The following is a 15756-nucleotide window of genomic DNA, read 5'->3' as shown; positions in this document are numbered from 1 at the left end:
GGGCGTCTTTCGGCTGCGAATCAGATCGAGATCGAAGCCGCTTGCGGCCATTTCATTCGTCGCTCGTTATCCCCGCATTGACCGCGGTAAGAGACGTTTCTTTCACGCACGCCCCATTTCGCTGTTCGCCGCGGAATTCGATCCGAAGCAAACGAACACACGTTGTCGCGCAAGGCGCTCGTCAGGCTCGCGCCATGACCTCGCCGCCGGGCTGTCCGCGCGGCGGTGTGCTTCGGGGATCAGGCCCTGCCAGCAACGAAGACTCCGGAACCCGATGTGCGTGGCCTCGCGAGCGTCGGGTATCAGGCGTCGCATGGCCGTGTGGCGGCCTTCACCGGACGACGGAGGTGCGAACGGAGCGGGCCGGCCACACGCATCGATCCATGAACATGATTAATGGATGGATGAGATTATTTCACTTTTATTCATCGATCGATCGACATAAAATTTTGCCTTGAATGCCGATATCGTAAAAATTTCTGCGGAAAGGTCGGAAATAAAATCGGGGTGCATTGAAAAGTCAAGAAATGAATTCTGGCTTTCTCTCTGAAATCAGGGTGTCAGATCATAATGAGCAAAGATTTTACATTTTCCATCAAGCGTATCAGCTTCGATGAAGATTATCGTCCGTCGGACAGTACGCGTATCACGACCAATTTTGCCAATTTGGCGAGAGGGGCGAGTCGTCGGGAGAATCTTCGGAACACGTTCAGGATGATCGACAATCGTTTCAATGCGTTGGCGCATTGGGATAATCCTGAAGGCGATCGTTATGCCGTCAAACTTGAAATCATTTCCGTCGAAATGAGTATCGATGGTGAAGGCAGCAGTGCCCTTCCCTTGATCGAGGTATTGAAAACGAATATCGTCGATCGAAAAACCGGCGAGCTGATCGACGGCATCGTCGGGAACAATTTTTCTTCTTACGTGCGGGATTACGACTTCAGCGTGCTGCTGCTGGAGCACACCAGGAATCAGCCCGAGTTCAGCACGCCGGAGAACTTCGGCGATCTGCACGGGAAGCTGTTCAAGTGCTTCGTGAACTCCAGCGCCTACAAGGCCAACTTCAAGAAGCCGCCCGTTATTTGCCTGAGTGTGTCGAGCAGCAAGCGGTATCACCGGACCGCGAATCAGCATCCGGTGCTGGGTATTGAATACGAGCAGGACGAATACTCGCTGACCGACGAATATTTCCGGAAAATGGGGTTGAAGGTTCGCTATTTCATGCCGCCGAATAGCGTTGCGCCTCTGGCCTTTTATTTTTCCGGCGATTTGCTCGCTGATTACAGCGATCTCGAGCTTATCGGCACCATCAGCACGATGGATACGTTCCAGAAAATTTACCGGCCCGAGATTTACAACGCGAATTCGGCAGCGGGGAAATGCTATCGGCCAAGCCTGAATCATCAGGACTATTCGCTGACCCGAATTGTTTACGATCGGGAAGAACGCAGCCGGCTGGCCGTCGAGCAGGGAAGGTTCGTCGAGGCGCATTTCATCAAGCCTTACCGGGCCGTTCTTGAACAGTGGTCCGCCAATTACGCGCTTTGATCAATAAGAGTACAAGGTCATCTATCGTGAAGAAACTGTTACCTACGTCGACTGCCGGCAGCCTGCCCAAACCCTCGTGGCTCGCACAACCCGAGACGCTCTGGTCGCCCTGGAAATTGCAGGACGAAGGACTGATCGAGGGCAAACAGGATGCGCTGCGTTTGTCGTTGCAAGAGCAGCAACACGCGGGCATCGATATCGTCAGCGACGGTGAGCAGACGCGTCAGCATTTCGTGACCACGTTCATCGAACACCTGAGCGGGGTCGATTTTCAGAACCGCAAGACCGTCAGAATTCGCGATCGCTATGATGCCAGCGTGCCAACGGTCGTCGGTGCCGTTGCCCGACAAAAGCCGGTTTTCGTTGAAGATGCGAAGTTTTTGCGTCGGCAAACCACGCAGCCCATCAAATGGGCGCTGCCGGGCCCGATGACGATGATCGATACGCTGTATGACGATCACTATAAAAGCCGAGAAAAGCTGGCCTGGGAGTTCGCCAAGATTCTGAATCAGGAGGCGAAGGAACTGGAGGCTGCCGGCGTCGACATCATTCAATTCGACGAACCCGCGTTCAACGTCTTCTTTGACGAGGTGAACGACTGGGGCGTTGCGACGCTCGAGCGGGCCATCGAAGGTCTCAAGTGCGAGACTGCCGTGCATATTTGCTATGGCTATGGCATCAAGGCCAACACCGACTGGAAAAAGACGCTGGGTTCGGAATGGCGGCAATACGAAGAGGCCTTCCCGAAGCTGCAAAAATCCAGCATCGACATGGTTTCGCTGGAGTGCCACAACTCGCGTGTTCCGATGGATCTGATCGAACTCATTCGGGGCAAGAAGGTGATGGTCGGGGCCATCGACGTGGCGACCAATACCGTCGAAACGCCCGACGAAGTGGCCGACACGCTACGAAAAGCACTTCAGTTCGTGGATGCCGACAAGCTCTATCCTTGCACCAACTGCGGCATGGCGCCCCTGTCTCGTGAAGTGGCGCGAGGCAAGCTGAATGCGTTGAGCGCGGGCGCAGAAATCGTCCGAAGAGAAATCTCGAACTAGTTCCGCGCTGCGGTCAGAAGCGGTGCTCGGGGAATGGAAGGCGATGCGGATTTCAGGGAAAGGCTCAAACGCGCTGCCTGAATCGGCCGGAACACGCCGCCCGGATTTTCCGAGCACGACGATGCAGCAAAGTCCCGCTTCGGTTCTGTCGACTTCGATCGATGGGCCGCTTCCTCGATCGACAACCGATGAAGTAGGCCGGAATTCACTGACGACTTCCGGCTTTCCCGGGCATTTTCGAGCCGCCCCCAGCATTCAGTATCTGCCATGTCAATTTCCAGCCCCGTCATCGAGCCATTGCGCTTTCGCGAAGCACTCGGACATTACGCATCCGGTATCACGGTCATTGCATCACGCGTCGATGGCGAGCTGATCGGCTTCACTTGCCAGTCGTTCCATAGCGTGTCGATGAGCCCGCCGCTGGTGTCGTTCAGCGTGATGTCCGGTTCGGCCAGCTATCCCAAAATCCGCCGGGCAGGTCGATTCGTCGTCAATATCCTGTCGGACGAGCAAGTCGGGATTTCCAACCAGTTCGCTCGACGAGGCACGGACAAGTGGCGCGGCGTCGAATGGCAGGAATCGCCGCTGGGCAACCCGATCATCGTCGGCAGCCTTCACTGGCTCGACTGCGAAATCCATGCCGAACACGTCGCGGGCGATCACCTGATCGTGATCGGTGAAGTGAAAGCGTTGAACCTGCAAGAAGCGACTGCCACGCAGCCATTGCTGTATTTCAAGGGGCAATATTGCAACATCGCCGCGCAGGGCGCGGTGTGAATGTCTTTGGGCCGGATTGCGCGCATCACGCCCCCATCGCCGCAAAACAAGTCAGCCGTGCCGGCACTCACTGCACTACAGTGAACATTCCCGCCACTTCAATGCCGATTGCCCCGGCTACGCCACCCGATGCAACTTCAAACCGGCAACCTGTTCACGACCGACGGCCAGCGCGGCGACGATGAACATATCGACCTCCTCGTCACCGGCCAAGGTCTGAACGTCGAGCGAATCGTATCGATGGGCCACACGAGCCCCGACGGCTTCTGGTATGACGACCCGCGCGCCGAATGGGTCGTGCTGCTGTCGGGCGCGGCCGTGCTCGAATTCGAAGAGGGTGCGAAACGTCATGAAATGCATCCCGGCGACTACGTGCTGATCGAGCCGCATTGCCGCCATCGGGTCGCATGGACGCACGAAGAGACGCAATCCGTCTGGCTTGCGATTTATTACGAACGTTGAATCGGGAATGTCGGGCGGCGCGCAATCCGGCGCGTAGCGTGCAACCACGCGCCGGAACGCGCAAAGCTTCATCAACCGGGAACGGTCTTTGAATACCGCCGGTATCGATACCCAAATGGCAGGACGGCGCGCTATACCGCACGCCGGTACGCGTCGAGAATCTTATTCCTGAATCAGAAAGCGATTGCGATTCTTTGCGTCCTTGATCCATGCGGGCGCGCGACCGCGGCCCGACCAGGTCGCCCCGGTCTTCGGATCGCGATACTTGGCCTGCACGGGAGCAGCCGCTTGCCTCGCCGGGCGACCACGACGCGTGCCGAAAATGTCCTTTTCGGTGATGCCGTATTCCGCAACCTTGGTGCGGATGTCTTCGATGATCGCCTGGAATTCCGCGGCACGGGCAGCTTCGGCTTTCTCGGCCAAAGCTTCCATTTGGGCTTTCAGTTCCTTGTAAGTTGCCATATATCACTCTTCAGGTTGAGTACACATATGATAGCGGTTTCAACGGAAAGTTTTGAGGAAATTCACTCAGACTACGAATTTCTTCGTCAATCTGGCTATGCAGGACTGCTTCCATTGCCTGAAAAGTGTATCGCGGTTGAGAAAACATGGAGGATTACCCGGGAAAGCTTAACGGCGACGACCGGTCGCTTTGACCGTGCACGGCATGTCTTTTTTTCTGCAGACAGTCAGCCGTGACTTAATTATCCTTTACATTTTTCTGAAGTATCGGGGAATTCACCCATGAACAGAGACGATAAGCTGGTACAGATCGCGGCCGAATTCGGCTTCAATCCGGACGAGGAAATCAGGATCGGCGGAAAGTACACGCCGGTTCTGGTCGACGGGAACACGGCCTACGTGGCCGGCCAGATTCCGCGGATCGGCGACGTGGTGCATTTCATCGGCGTAGCGGGGGAATCCGTTTCGCTCGATGACGCTCGCCGCGCGGCGGGCGTATCGGCGCTGCGTGCGCTGTCGCTGATCAGAAAGCACCGCGGCACGCTCGACGCGATCGCGTCGGTGCCGCGCATCACCGTGTACGTGCGAAGCGCACCCGGTTTCACGATGCAAAGTGAAGTCGCCGACGGCGCATCCGACGTGCTGTATGCCGTGCTGGGCGACGCCGGCGTTCATACGCGCTCGTCGGTAGGCGTGCTGCAATTGCCCAAAGGCGCGTCGGTGGAGGCGGATTTCATTTTCGGGCTGAAGCGTGGCGATACCGGCGGCTGATTTCCGCGGGCCGCATCTCGCAGGTGTGTAGGTTCACGAAACGATCTTGTCGGCGATGCATCATTTGCTTGCAATGCCGAAAGCAATTAAAAGACTGCTGCCGAAGGCATTCGAAAAAATTGCTCTCCCGAGAGGCAATTCGAATCCTTCAGGCGGCGTTTCCGATAGCCGCGATACGAATGCGCGTCACCGGCAGATGCAAGCAGGCCGCGTAGTCGTGCAATCCGTCCGCACACGATCCCGTGCGCTGCCCATCGAATTGGGCGCGAACGTTGTCGCGGTCCGTGCATTCAAAGCAAACAGGTGCGTCAAACCCACACCCGCAATTGCCCCGCATGTGGCAACGCGCTACGCCTGCGCGCGCGGCAAATCTTCGCGTTCTGACTGCACGACAGCAGAGCGCCGCCTACGCGCCGTTCAACGAGTCGGTGCGATCGCGCATCGTCGGTAGCCGAATGCCTGTCGCACCGATCCCCGGCCGCCCGCAACGCCGGGAAACCCCGTTTCGCCGATATCGCCCGGTATCCCCACTTTGGGAGATGCCGTTACCCGACAGTCAGCCTACGATTGGCCACAGGGCATCGGGGCCGGAGTCGTCAGACCAAACGAACCGGCCCGCCATTCCAGGTCGAAATCAGCCAATGCCCATGCGGTTGACTGACACGGCTTTTTCGTACGATGGCGACCGGCGTGTGCGGCGAATCGTTTGCATCGCAGCATGATGGCGCGTTGATGACGGAAGGCCTGCTGTCGTATTTCGGGGAATTTCAATCAATATGCTGGCACGAGACTACGTGGAACGAGAGCTTTCTCACATTCAGAGAATGGTGGCTCTCCTGGACAGCGAGACGAACGCTGACGATGTGTCGATGTCGGGCGCGGGGCGTGTGCGGCACCCGCGCTACTGGCGCGGGCGAATCGAAGAAGTGCTGTCGGCGCCCGACGTGCCGTGCCACGTCAGAAAGCTCGGCGAAGCGATGCTCGTGAAGATCGACGCGATGGAATCGCGGTTCGCGACGATGAAGTAAGCGCATCGTCGGAACCGGCGCGGGCACGCGCGCGATCGCGCCGCCGACCGGCCGGCCGGTCGCCATCTCATCGAGCAGGGCCGCGCGGATTTCGTCGATCGACAGCGTGGTGCCGGTCGGATTGTTCGCCATGCGCCGCCGCATCGCATACCCGGTGCGGATGAAAAGCGCGACCTGGCGCGCCGGATTCGATTACGTGGCGAAGCCGAAAAACGTCTGCAAAAAACCCGGAAAAGAAACCTGAAAAGAAGCCAAAACCCCACATTCCGTCTGACGATAACCGTAACAAACGTGGTATTTCGACCAAACGAGAACGAGTGATTCAAACGCGGGCGCCGATTGACTAAGATGCGCTGAAGTCGTTCGACAAAAACGCACGGCGCGGGGTGGCCAGATGCAGATGAACGGGTTGATTCCGTCGGCATGGATCGATGACGTCTACGCGGCGGCGCTCGGCGATCAGCGATGGGAAACGGTGCTCGCCGGGCTGCGATCGTGCGTCGGCGTGCGCATGGTCACGCTGCTGTCGTTCGACGACACGGCGAGGGTGCCGGCGATCGAGCAGGCGGCGGCCGACGACGCGGCGTGGGTCGCCGCATGTCGCCACGCGTACAACACCGAGTTCTATCGGTGCGACCCGGTCGTGCCGGTCGCCGGCAACTGGCCGGCGGGGCGCTGGTTCGAGGACGTCAGGCACCTGTCCGCGCACCAGCGCGCGCACAGCGCGTTCTATCAGGAATTCCTCCAACCGTTCGGGATCGGCAGCATCGCCGGCCTGTACATCCATCGCAGCGAGGGCGCCGGCGCGTTCCTCAGCGTCCAGAGCGGCCTCGAATCGCACGGGCTTTCCGACGATCAGCGTCGCGCGATCGAAGGCATGGGCATGCACATCAACCGTGCGCTGCAGATCCAGGCGCGGATCGGCGCGCTGGAAGCACGTGTGGCGGCCGCCGAATCGGCGCTCGACGCGATTTCCGTGCCGGTGTTTCTGCTCGGTGCGCAGCGCGAGGTGCGCTACACGAATCGCGCGGCCGAGCGACTAATGACGGCCGAGCCGGCGATGCGGGTCGTGAACGGAAGATTCGCGCCGGAAGGCTGCGTCGACGATGCGCAGTGGCGGCAAGCGTACGCGCGCGGCGGGCTGTTGTTGCGGCGTACGACGGGCGAGCCGTTGCCGCTGGCATTGACGCCGGTGCCCGAGCAGTCGCGCGTCAAACGCGAGCGGCCGGGCGTCGAGATGCTGATGACGGCCGCCGACCTGCATTCGCCGTCGGCCCGCGCGCAGCGGCTGCGCGTGTTCTACGGGCTGTCGGCGGCCGAGGCCGAGCTCGCCGTGCTGCTGTGCTGCGACGGTCTGTCGCCGCAGGAATGCGCGGCGCTGCGCGGCGTGTCGATCGGCACGATCCGCTCGCAGATCAAATCGATCTACGCGAAGACGGCGGTGGCGCGCGCGGCGCAATTGACGTCGCTGGTCCTGCAAACGTGAACGCGCCGCCCGCACAGGCGCGGTGGGTTTCCCGCGTCGGTGCGGGAAGCCCGCGCGCCTCGGCCGCGCGTTACAGCGCCGGCGCCCACGTCGAACCGAACGGGTTCGACTGGTCGATGCCGGGGAAGTCGACGAACGCCTTGCTGCAGTCGAGCACGCTGGCCGGATCGATCGTACGGACCGCCGTGCCGTTGACGACGACCCGGTTCGCCGTCGACGGGAACACCGGCAGGTTCACGTTGTGCAGCGTGAGGTTCGCGTCGGACGCGATCGTCGCGATGCCGTCGGGCGTGTCGGCAACCACGTCGCTCAGCGACATCACGAGCGGGAAGGCCGGCTCGCCGTAGCCGCCGGTGTTCGCTTCGAACCCCTGCAGCTTCACGCCGGCCGAGCCCTGGATCACGACGTTCGCGAGCGAGATGTCGTGGAAGTTCGGGTACAGCGGCCCGCTCGCGGGCACGGCCTTCGTGCTGTAGTACGGCGTGAACAGCAGCGCGTTCTTCGCGTCGCGGATGCAGATGTTCGAATAGCGGATGTTGCTCACTTCGCCGCCGCGCGCATAGTCGGACTTGATGCGCAGCCCTTCCTCCGAATCCTGGAACGAATTGTCGTACACCTGAACGTTCGTCACGCCGCCGTTGGTCTCGCTGCCGATCGAGATGCCGTGCCCCCAGTAGATGTGGTTGTGTGCGATCGCGATCCCCCATTTGCGATCGCTGCGCACGTCGCGATTGCCGTCGATGCCGAACAGCCCCGAACCGGCGGGCGCCGGATTGTTGCTGCCCTTCAGCGCGATGTCGTCGTCGCCGGTGCTCACGTAGTTGTACGCGAACACGAAGTTCTTCAGGTAGCCGTCGAACGAGATCGCGGCGGCGGACGTCGTCGCGCTGCCGGTCGACAGCGCCGCCGCGGTCGGCTTCGACGCGGAGCCCGGGTCGAACGCATCGGTGTTCTTCACGTTGTCCGCGTTGAAGGTCTGCCCGTTGTACAGCGGATTGCCGTTGCCGGCCGGGTTCGCGAATGCGGCGAGCGTCGGCGTCTGCACCTTCACGTTCCAGATCGTCAGCCCGTCGATGCCGCTCGGCACCACGTGGAAATTCGGGCTGTTGTTCAGCGTGATGCGGTACAGCGTGAGGTTCTTCGCGTAGTTGAACACCATCAGCCGGAAATTCGACTGCGAGCCGAAGCCGGTCGTGCCGTTCTGCACCATGTTGCCGAGATACGCGAGATCCCACCACGTCATGTTGCGCACCGTCGATTTCGAATCGACGACGGTGCCGCCGTCGTCGCATGCGGTGCCGTCGGGCGCCACCGTGCCGGCCTTGTAGGCCGCGTACGTGTTCGAGCAGGTCAGGTCGACCTTCATCAGCGGGTATTTCGCATCGGACGTGACGAGCTCCGCGTAGCCGCGCCCGTCGATGCGGCCGTCGCCGACCACCGCCGCGTTCACGAGGTTCGTGCCGGTGATCATTGCGGCGCAGTTCGACGAGCTGCCGGCCTTCGTCGCGCTGACGGCCGTATTGCCGCAGTACGGGCCCGCGACGTTCGGCGAATACGCCTTCACGTCGCGCGACGCATACAGCGTGACGCCCTTGTCGATCCACAGCGTGACGCCGGACGGCAGCGTCAGCGGCCCGCTGATGAAGCCGTTGCCCGGGCCCCCATGGTTGACGACGAGGCGCACCGCGAACTTGCTCGCGCGGTACTTCGGCTTGGCCAGCTCCTCGCCGGACGCGCCGGCAAGGTTCGCGTTCGGCACGGCCGCCGCCTTCTGCGCGGCGGTGGCCGCGGCGTCCGCCGCCGCGATCGTCGCGCCGACCTCGGCATCCACCGCCGCGCCGCACGCGTCGAGCGCGGCCTGGATGCGTGCCTGGTCGGGGTTGGCCGTCGCGGCCGACACGGCCTTGCCGACGCCGGCCGTCGACGGGTCGGCCTCCGGCGGTAGCGAGCCGTCGGGGCGGCTCACGAGCGTATTGGCGGCCTCGAGCGTGCTGCACACCTGCGTGTCGGCGGGCAGCGCGGGTTCGGCCGGCAGGCTCGCATCGACGGTGGTCGTCCCGACCTGGAACACGCTCGTCGCGGGCGGCGCGGTGGGCGCGCCGCCGCCGGCGCTGCCGGTGCTGCTCGAATCGTCACCGCCGCACGCGGTGAGTGCCGTGGCCGTCACAAGCAGCGCGGCGAGCAGGCCGAGCGCGCGCGGGCGCCGGTTCGGCCGGGAAAAGGGAAACGTCGTCACGGAGATCTCCTGATAAGGCATCGGTCGAACGCGATGCCGGTTGGGGTATCGGGCAGTCGGACGGCACGGGCCGTCGCGCGGGGCGAGCGCGCGGCCGGGGCGGGCCGCCGGCAAGGCTGGCGTGGAACGGAGCGGGCACGGCCGCCGTCGCGGGTGGTCGGGGCGGGGTGGGGCGCCGCAGGCGCGAATCGCGTCGCGCACGATGCGCGGCCGGCGTGTGCTCGTGGCATCCCGGCGGCAGGGCTGCGCTGAGGTCAGTCATCCTATAACGAAGGCTGAACGAAGCGAAAGCAGCCATTCATGTGTCGGTAAACCGCCACGAAAGTGCCCGATTCGAATCCAGACCCGTTTCCGGAAAACGTTTCGCTGAAAGTCGCGTAAACAGAGAACGGGATTCCCCGATCCACGCCACAGACCCGTTATGGAGGCGGTTATAGGGGTATGCACCAAGTGAGTTAAACGATTAACCGACGTACATTCGCTCAACACGTCATACGACGTATGACTCAGCGGTTCGGGAACGCGTATCGACGACGCCCACGCGGGCCGACGGATCGCCGCACAACAACGATCGACCATCTAGGAGACTCACCATGAAGCACCGATTCACCGGCTCCCGTACCGCCTTGGCCGTCGCACTGATGGCCGGTTTCGCGATGTCCGCGCAGGCGCGCGTGTTCCGTTCGGCGGACGTGCATGGCGACAATTTCCCGACCAACATGGCCGTGAAGTTCATGGGCGACGAACTGTCGAAGCAGACGGGCGGCAAGGATTCGATCAAGGTGTTCGGCAACAGCGCGCTCGGCTCCGAGAAGGATACGGTCGACCAGGTGCGGATCGGCGCGATCGACATGGCGCGTGTGAACGGCGCGTCGTTCAACGAGATCGTGCCGGAATCGCTGATTCCGTCGTTCCCGTTCCTGTTCCGCGACGTCGACCATTTCCGCAAGGCGATGTACGGTCCGGCCGGCCAGAAGATCCTCGATGCGTTCACCGCGAAGGGGATGATCGCGCTGACGTTCTACGAGAGCGGCGCGCGCTCGATCTACGCGAAGCGCCCGGTGCGCTCGCCGGCCGACATGAAGGGGCTGAAGGTGCGCGTGCAGCCGTCGGACCTGATGGTCGACGAGATCAAGGCGATGGGCGGCACGCCGACGCCGATGCCGTTCGCCGAGGTGTACACGGGCCTGAAGACGGGCCTCGTCGATGCGGCGGAGAACAACATGCCGTCGTACGAGGAAACCAAGCACTACGAAGTGGCGCCCGATTACTCGGAGACGCAGCACGCGATGACGCCGGAAGTGCTGGTGTTCTCGAAGAAGGTCTGGGACACGCTGTCGCCGCAGGAGCAGGCCGCCATCCGGAAGGCGGCGGCCGATTCGGTGCCGTACTACCAGAAGCTGTGGACCGCGCGCGAGGCGTCCGCGCAGCAGATGGTGACGAAGGGCGGCGCGAAGATCCTGCCGGCCGCGCAGATCGACCGCGCGGCGTTCGTGAAGGCGATGCAGCCGCTGTGGACGAAGTATGAAAAGACGCCGCAGATGAAGCAGATCGTCGACGAGATCGAGGCCACCAAGTGACGCGTCGCACTTCCCTGAACGGCGCGGCGGCCGCGGGGGCGGCTGCCGCCCCGGACGGCGCCGCGCCGCACCGTCCGCATGCGGCGCCGCTGCTGCGCTGCGTGAACGACGTGCTGTTTCGCGTGCTGGCCGTGATCGCGTCCACGTGCCTCGCGGTGCTGACGGTGCTGGTGTTCTATGCGGTCGTGATGCGCTACGTGTTCGAGAACGCGCCGGATTTCGTCGAGCCGATCGCGCTGCTGCTGGTGATCGTGATCGCGATGTTCGGCGCCGCGATGAAGGTGCGCGACGGCGGCCATATCGGCCTCGATTCGCTCGTGCGCCGGCTGTCGCCGAAGGCGCGCACCGTGGTGATCGCGATCCAGCACCTGTGCCTGATCGCGTTCGCGATCATGATCATGGCGGGCTGCGGCAGCATGGCCGCCGAGACGATGGGCGACCGCATTCCGATCATCGGGCTGCCCGAAGGCGTGCGCTACCTGATCGCGATACCGGCGGCGATCGCCATCATTCTCTTCTCGCTCGAGCACCTGCTCGCGCTTCGTCGTTCTTCGCCGGGGCAATAACGCCATGGAACTCGCGATCCTGTCCGTCAGTTTTCTGATTTTCCTCGTGCTCGGGGTACCCGTGTCGTTCGCGCTCGGGATTGCCTGCGTGCTCACCTACATGGTCGAAGGCCTGCCGATCGCCACCGCGATGCAGGCGATGATCTCGGGGATGAATGCGTTCTCGTTCCTCGCGGTGCCGTTCTTCATCTTCTCCGGCGAACTGATGCTGCACGGCGGCATCGCGGACCGGATCCTGCGCTTCGCGCAGGCGACCGTCGGCCATTTCCGCGGCGGCCTCGGGATGGCGAACGTCGTCGCCTGCACGCTGTTCGGCGGCGTGTCGGGCTCGCCGACCGCCGATACGTCGGCGATGGGCGGCGTGGTGATTCCGCTGATGAAGCGCGAAGGCTACAGCGCCGCGTACGCGGTCAACGTGACGACGCATGCGTCGCTCGCCGGTGCGCTGATGCCGACGTCGACCAACATGATCATCTACGCGTTCGCCGCGCAGGGCATCACCGGGATGCTGCATGGGCAGCCGGTGAGTGGCGTGTCGATCGGCGACCTGCTGTTCTCGGGGCTGCTGCCGGTGTTGTGGGTGATGGGCTTCGTGCTCGCCGCCGCGTACTGGCAGGCCGTGCGTCACGGCTATCCGCGCCGTGAAGACGGCTCGTCCGCGCTGCCCGCGTTCCCCGGCTGGTATGCGGTGCTGCGCAGCTTCGTCGGCGCGGTGCCCGGCCTGATGGTGATCGCGATCATCCTCGTGTGCGTCGCGAAGGGGATTGCGACCGCGACCGAAGCCGCCGCGATCGCCGTCGTGTACTCGCTCGTGCTGACAGCAGTGGTCTACCGCACGCTGACGGCCCAGAAGCTGCGCCGTGCGCTGTCGCACGCGGCGCGTACGACGGGCGTCGTGCTGCTGCTGATCGCGGTGTCCAACATGCTGCGCTTCCAGATGTCGTACCTGGAGATTCCGGATGCGATCGAAGGGCTGCTGAAGCAGTCGACCGCCGCGCCGTGGCTGATGCTGCTGTACATCAACATCATCCAGGTGTTCCTCGGCACGTTCGTCGACATGGCCGCGCACATCCTGATCACGACGCCGCTGTTCCTGCCGATCGCGATGGCGTGCGGCGTCGGGCCGGTGCAGTTCGGGATCATGCTGCTGCTGAACTGCTCGCTCGGCCTCGTGCATCCGCCGATCGGCTCGGTGCAGTTCGTCGGCTGCGCGATCGGCAACGTGTCGATCGGCGAGACCACGAAGATGGCGTGGCCGTACTACCTCGCGATCTTCAGCGCGATCAACATCGTCACGTATATGCCGTTCTTCTCGACGTGGCTGCCGAGCCTGATCAGCGGGCACGCGGTGTTCTGATTCGCCGAAACGCGCGGCTCGCCCGACGCGGCGCCTGACGACCGAGGTTGTCAGGCGCCGCGGTCGTTTTTGCGGGCCGGGTTCGATTTGCGGCCACGCACCTGAACGCTCAATCCTGCCGCGTATCGGGCTCGCCGTTGCCGCCGGCCGACCGGTCGTCGCGCCAATCGGCCAGCTCGCGCCACAGCGCCGGGCGCGCATGATCGCGCGGCGGCAGCCGGATCACGTACGCCACACCGCCCACGTTGATCACGACGCCCGAGTCGGGCAGCGTGGCCGGAATGCCGGCGAACGGCGGGTCGTTCTCCGGTTCGTCGGCCGTATTCGGGCCGGGCGGGTGTCGAAGCATCATGTGAATTCTCCAGGGCGCCGTGCAGCGGCGCGTCAATAGCGGACACGCCCGATCAGCCCGAGCGGATCGACGGCGTGCTGGACGGCGGCGGCGACCTGCCGCTGGGCGGCCGGCACGTGCTTGCGGTAGTACGCGACGTTGACGGGCCCGACGCCGTGCTCCGCGCTGAAGCAGCCGCCGGCGCGCACGACGCGCTCGTACAGCGCGCCGCGCAGCGCCACCTGCTGCAGCGGCCCGTAGCGTGGCGCGCTGGCGTGCGGGATCGACACGACGAGATGGCAGCCGCCGTCGCCGAAATGTCCGAACGCGTAGCAGCGCAGCGACGGATGCGCGGACGCGATCCACTGCTCGGCGTCGGCGACGAACGCGGCGAGCGCGCCGCGCGCAAACGACACGTCGAACGACAGCGGGCTGCCGTCCTGCGCGACCGCGGCCGGCAGCGCGTCGCGGATGCGCCAGAACCGTTCGGCCGGCGCGCAGGCCGCGTCGAGCACCACCTGCTCGCCGGCCAGCGCGTCGAGCGTCGCGATCACGCGTTCTTCGAGCAGCGCATCGAGCCCCGGCAGGCCGGTCGCGATTTCGACGAGCGCATGGCACGCGCCGGCATCGGCGTCGAACGGAACGCGCACCGCCGGATACGCGGCCGCGACGCAGCCGACGGCCGCGGCCGACATGAACTCGAACGCCGACAGCATCTCGCCGAACGCGCGCTCGAACGCGAGCAGGCCGGCGAGCGCCGCGTCGTACGACGCAAACGCGACGAACGCGGCGCACGACGAGCGTTCGAGCGGCGCGAGCGCGAACGACACGGCCGTCACGAGCCCGTTCGCGCCGTTCGCGCCGATGAAGCATTGCGTGACGTCGAAACCCGCGTTGCGCTTGCGCAGCGGCGCGAGCGCGTCGATCACGGTGCCGGCCGCATCGGCGAGCACGACTTCGACGCCGAGCACGTTGCGGCGCACGTCGCCGTACTTGATCAGGCGGCTGCCGCCCGCGTTCGCGCCGACGAGGCCGCCGGCCGCCGGATCGCTGCCGAGGTCGATCGGCAGGCAGAGACCGGCTTCGGCCGCCACGCGGTTGATGTCGGACAGCCGTGCGCCGGCGTCGACCGTGATGCTGCGATTGGCCGCGTCGAACGCGCGCACCGCGCGCATCCGGTCGAACGACACCACGCATTGGGTGCCGCTGCGGTCGGGCACGGCGGCGCCGACGAGCCCGGTGCGCGCGCCCTGCGCGACGAGCGCGATGCGGTGCGCGACGGCGACCCGCGCGAGCGCGCTCGTCTCGGCGGTCGACGCCGGCCGCGCAATGCCGAGCGCGATGCCGCCGTGATGCGCGACGTCGGCCACGTACGGCGCGCAGGATTCGCACGCTTCGTCCGATTTGTCCGATTCACTCGATTGGCCCGACGCACCGTCGAGCCAGCCGTCGCCGAGCGTTGCGGCGAGTGCGTGCCGTTGCACGGCGCGCTCGGGCTGGGCACTCATCGTCAGTGGGCCCGCACGAGCTGCTTGCGCAGCCGGCCGCGCACGACGACCAGCGCGATCAACGGCACGACGCCGCCCCAAAGCGGGCTGTGTCGCATCGCGATCGACACCGCGAGCGCGACGACGGTGACGGCGAGCAGCACGATCGACAGCGACCGCGCGCGCGCGTGATCGACGAACGTGCCGTCGACGAAGCCGCCTGCCGACCACGCGGTATGCACGATGCCGACGACCAGCACGCAGACGAGCATCGCGGCCGGCCCGAGTTCCTCGCCCCACAAACGGCTACCGGCGGGCGATACCAGCGCGAGCACCGCGCCGATCACGAGGAACAGGTCGACGCCGATCGCGATGCTGTTGCGGTCCGCGCGGCGGACCAGCCATGCGCCGTGCACGAGCGCGAGCACGCCGCCGATCAGGAACGCATGCGTCCAGCGCACGTCCGGCTGTTCGGGGCCGAGGCGGCCGTAGAACAGGAACACGATCGCCGGTAGGAAGTTGCTCGCGTGCAGCAGGTAGTCGGTTATGGGATTGCTGGACTTCATCGGGGATTTCTCCTTCGTCGAAACATCGAAATGTCGAAACA

General features: G+C 64.0%; 16 protein-coding genes. 10 read left to right on the top strand and 6 right to left on the bottom strand.

Annotation, left to right across the window (positions count from 1 at the left end):
- Positions 1-570 precede the first annotated feature (570 nt).
- Together HWX08_RS09370 and HWX08_RS09365 are read left to right on the top strand one after the other, a co-directional pair.
- Positions 571-1551, top strand: a complete 981-nt coding sequence (locus HWX08_RS09370) for a DUF1852 domain-containing protein (RefSeq protein ID WP_174921386.1) — start codon at positions 571-573, stop codon at positions 1549-1551.
- A 26-nt stretch (positions 1552-1577) separates the two neighbouring features.
- Positions 1578-2606 (top strand): methionine synthase, encoded by a 1029-nt coding sequence (locus HWX08_RS09365; protein WP_208454946.1) that lies wholly within the window; start codon positions 1578-1580, stop codon positions 2604-2606.
- On the opposite strand, the gene HWX08_RS09360 is transcribed toward HWX08_RS09365, so the two are convergent.
- Positions 2603-2875, bottom strand: a complete 273-nt coding sequence (locus HWX08_RS09360; RefSeq protein ID WP_174921384.1) for a hypothetical protein — start codon at positions 2873-2875, stop codon at positions 2603-2605. The genes HWX08_RS09365 and HWX08_RS09360 overlap by 4 nt on opposite strands.
- On the opposite strand from HWX08_RS09360, the gene HWX08_RS09355 reads away from it, so the two are divergent.
- Complete coding sequence (locus HWX08_RS09355; protein WP_174921383.1) at positions 2874-3383, top strand: flavin reductase family protein; 510 nt, start codon at positions 2874-2876, stop codon at positions 3381-3383. The two genes, HWX08_RS09360 and HWX08_RS09355, sit on opposite strands and share 2 nt — an antisense overlap.
- A 129-nt stretch (positions 3384-3512) precedes the next feature.
- Positions 3513-3845 (top strand): cupin domain-containing protein, encoded by a 333-nt coding sequence (locus HWX08_RS09350; RefSeq protein WP_174921382.1) that lies wholly within the window; start codon positions 3513-3515, stop codon positions 3843-3845.
- 162 nt (positions 3846-4007) lie between these two features.
- Here the strand turns inward: HWX08_RS09350 and HWX08_RS09345 are convergent, their stop codons facing one another.
- Positions 4008-4307 (bottom strand): H-NS histone family protein, encoded by a 300-nt coding sequence (locus HWX08_RS09345; RefSeq protein ID WP_069258631.1) that lies wholly within the window; start codon positions 4305-4307, stop codon positions 4008-4010.
- Positions 4308-4589: 282 nt separating this feature from the next.
- Here HWX08_RS09345 and HWX08_RS09340 point away from each other — a divergent pair, with 282 nt between their 5' ends.
- The 3 genes from HWX08_RS09340 (at position 4590) to HWX08_RS09330 (ending at position 7592) form a co-directional block, all read left to right on the top strand.
- Positions 4590-5078: a RidA family protein gene (locus HWX08_RS09340; RefSeq protein WP_174921381.1), complete on the top strand. Its 489-nt coding sequence runs from the start codon at positions 4590-4592 to the stop codon at positions 5076-5078.
- A gap of 776 nt (positions 5079-5854) precedes the next feature.
- Positions 5855-6106 carry a hypothetical protein gene (locus HWX08_RS34690; protein WP_341773820.1) on the top strand — a complete coding sequence of 84 codons (252 nt, stop codon included), beginning with the start codon at positions 5855-5857 and terminating at the stop codon, positions 6104-6106.
- A gap of 400 nt (positions 6107-6506) precedes the next feature.
- Complete coding sequence (locus HWX08_RS09330; RefSeq protein ID WP_226242856.1) at positions 6507-7592, top strand: helix-turn-helix transcriptional regulator; 1086 nt, start codon at positions 6507-6509, stop codon at positions 7590-7592.
- A gap of 70 nt (positions 7593-7662) precedes the next feature.
- On the opposite strand, the gene HWX08_RS09325 is transcribed toward HWX08_RS09330, so the two are convergent.
- Positions 7663-9828, bottom strand: coding sequence for a glycoside hydrolase family 28 protein (locus HWX08_RS09325; RefSeq protein ID WP_425128437.1), 2166 nt, complete (start codon positions 9826-9828; stop codon positions 7663-7665).
- 593 nt (positions 9829-10421) lie between these two features.
- Here HWX08_RS09325 and HWX08_RS09320 point away from each other — a divergent pair.
- Genes HWX08_RS09320 through HWX08_RS09310 form a run of 3 tightly spaced genes read left to right on the top strand, consistent with a single transcriptional unit; the run spans position 10422 to position 13331 of the window.
- Entirely contained in the window at positions 10422-11408 is a 987-nt protein-coding gene (locus tag HWX08_RS09320) for a TRAP transporter substrate-binding protein (protein ID WP_069258627.1), read from the top strand.
- On the top strand, positions 11405-11974 hold the full coding sequence (locus tag HWX08_RS09315) for a TRAP transporter small permease (protein ID WP_174921377.1): 570 nt from the start codon (positions 11405-11407) through the stop codon (positions 11972-11974). Before HWX08_RS09320 ends, HWX08_RS09315 begins: the two co-directional genes overlap by 4 nt.
- 4 nt (positions 11975-11978) lie before the next feature.
- A complete protein-coding gene (locus HWX08_RS09310) occupies positions 11979-13331 on the top strand; it encodes a TRAP transporter large permease (protein ID WP_069258625.1) in 1353 nt (450 codons plus the stop codon).
- A 109-nt stretch (positions 13332-13440) separates the two neighbouring features.
- On the opposite strand, the gene HWX08_RS09305 is transcribed toward HWX08_RS09310, so the two are convergent.
- Genes HWX08_RS09305 through HWX08_RS09295 form a run of 3 tightly spaced genes read right to left on the bottom strand, consistent with a single transcriptional unit; the run spans position 13441 to position 15715 of the window.
- Positions 13441-13683, bottom strand: coding sequence for a hypothetical protein (locus HWX08_RS09305; protein WP_107314032.1), 243 nt, complete (start codon positions 13681-13683; stop codon positions 13441-13443).
- Positions 13684-13715: 32 nt separating this feature from the next.
- Positions 13716-15170, bottom strand: a complete 1455-nt coding sequence (locus HWX08_RS09300; protein ID WP_174921376.1) for an FAD-binding oxidoreductase — start codon at positions 15168-15170, stop codon at positions 13716-13718.
- 2 nt (positions 15171-15172) lie between these two features.
- Positions 15173-15715, bottom strand: coding sequence for a permease (locus tag HWX08_RS09295; protein ID WP_174921375.1), 543 nt, complete (start codon positions 15713-15715; stop codon positions 15173-15175).
- Positions 15716-15756: the final 41 nt, after the last annotated feature.

The organism is Burkholderia metallica (assembly GCF_902832845.1).
Taxonomy (GTDB): domain Bacteria; phylum Pseudomonadota; class Gammaproteobacteria; order Burkholderiales; family Burkholderiaceae; genus Burkholderia; species Burkholderia metallica.
The sequence above is the reverse complement of the archived record's forward strand: the minus strand, read 5'-3'. Positions and strand labels throughout refer to the sequence as shown.

Excerpts from the sequence above, each read along its gene's own strand:
- HWX08_RS09360 (WP_174921384.1), bottom strand. The coding sequence starts at position 2,875 with ATGGCAGATACTGAATGCTGGGGGCGGCTCGAAAATGCCCGGGAAAGC.
- HWX08_RS09320 (WP_069258627.1), top strand. The coding sequence starts at position 10,422 with ATGAAGCACCGATTCACCGGCTCCCGTACCGCCTTGGCCGTCGCACTG.
- HWX08_RS34690 (WP_341773820.1), top strand. The coding sequence starts at position 5,855 with ATGCTGGCACGAGACTACGTGGAACGAGAGCTTTCTCACATTCAGAGA.
- HWX08_RS09300 (WP_174921376.1), bottom strand. The coding sequence starts at position 15,170 with ATGAGTGCCCAGCCCGAGCGCGCCGTGCAACGGCACGCACTCGCCGCA.
- HWX08_RS09355 (WP_174921383.1), top strand. The coding sequence starts at position 2,874 with ATGTCAATTTCCAGCCCCGTCATCGAGCCATTGCGCTTTCGCGAAGCA.
- HWX08_RS09305 (WP_107314032.1), bottom strand. The coding sequence starts at position 13,683 with ATGATGCTTCGACACCCGCCCGGCCCGAATACGGCCGACGAACCGGAG.
- HWX08_RS09340 (WP_174921381.1), top strand. The coding sequence starts at position 4,590 with ATGAACAGAGACGATAAGCTGGTACAGATCGCGGCCGAATTCGGCTTC.
- HWX08_RS09345 (WP_069258631.1), bottom strand. The coding sequence starts at position 4,307 with ATGGCAACTTACAAGGAACTGAAAGCCCAAATGGAAGCTTTGGCCGAG.
- HWX08_RS09330 (WP_226242856.1), top strand. The coding sequence starts at position 6,507 with ATGAACGGGTTGATTCCGTCGGCATGGATCGATGACGTCTACGCGGCG.
- HWX08_RS09295 (WP_174921375.1), bottom strand. The coding sequence starts at position 15,715 with ATGAAGTCCAGCAATCCCATAACCGACTACCTGCTGCACGCGAGCAAC.
- HWX08_RS09310 (WP_069258625.1), top strand. The coding sequence starts at position 11,979 with ATGGAACTCGCGATCCTGTCCGTCAGTTTTCTGATTTTCCTCGTGCTC.
- HWX08_RS09350 (WP_174921382.1), top strand. The coding sequence starts at position 3,513 with ATGCAACTTCAAACCGGCAACCTGTTCACGACCGACGGCCAGCGCGGC.
- HWX08_RS09370 (WP_174921386.1), top strand. The coding sequence starts at position 571 with ATGAGCAAAGATTTTACATTTTCCATCAAGCGTATCAGCTTCGATGAA.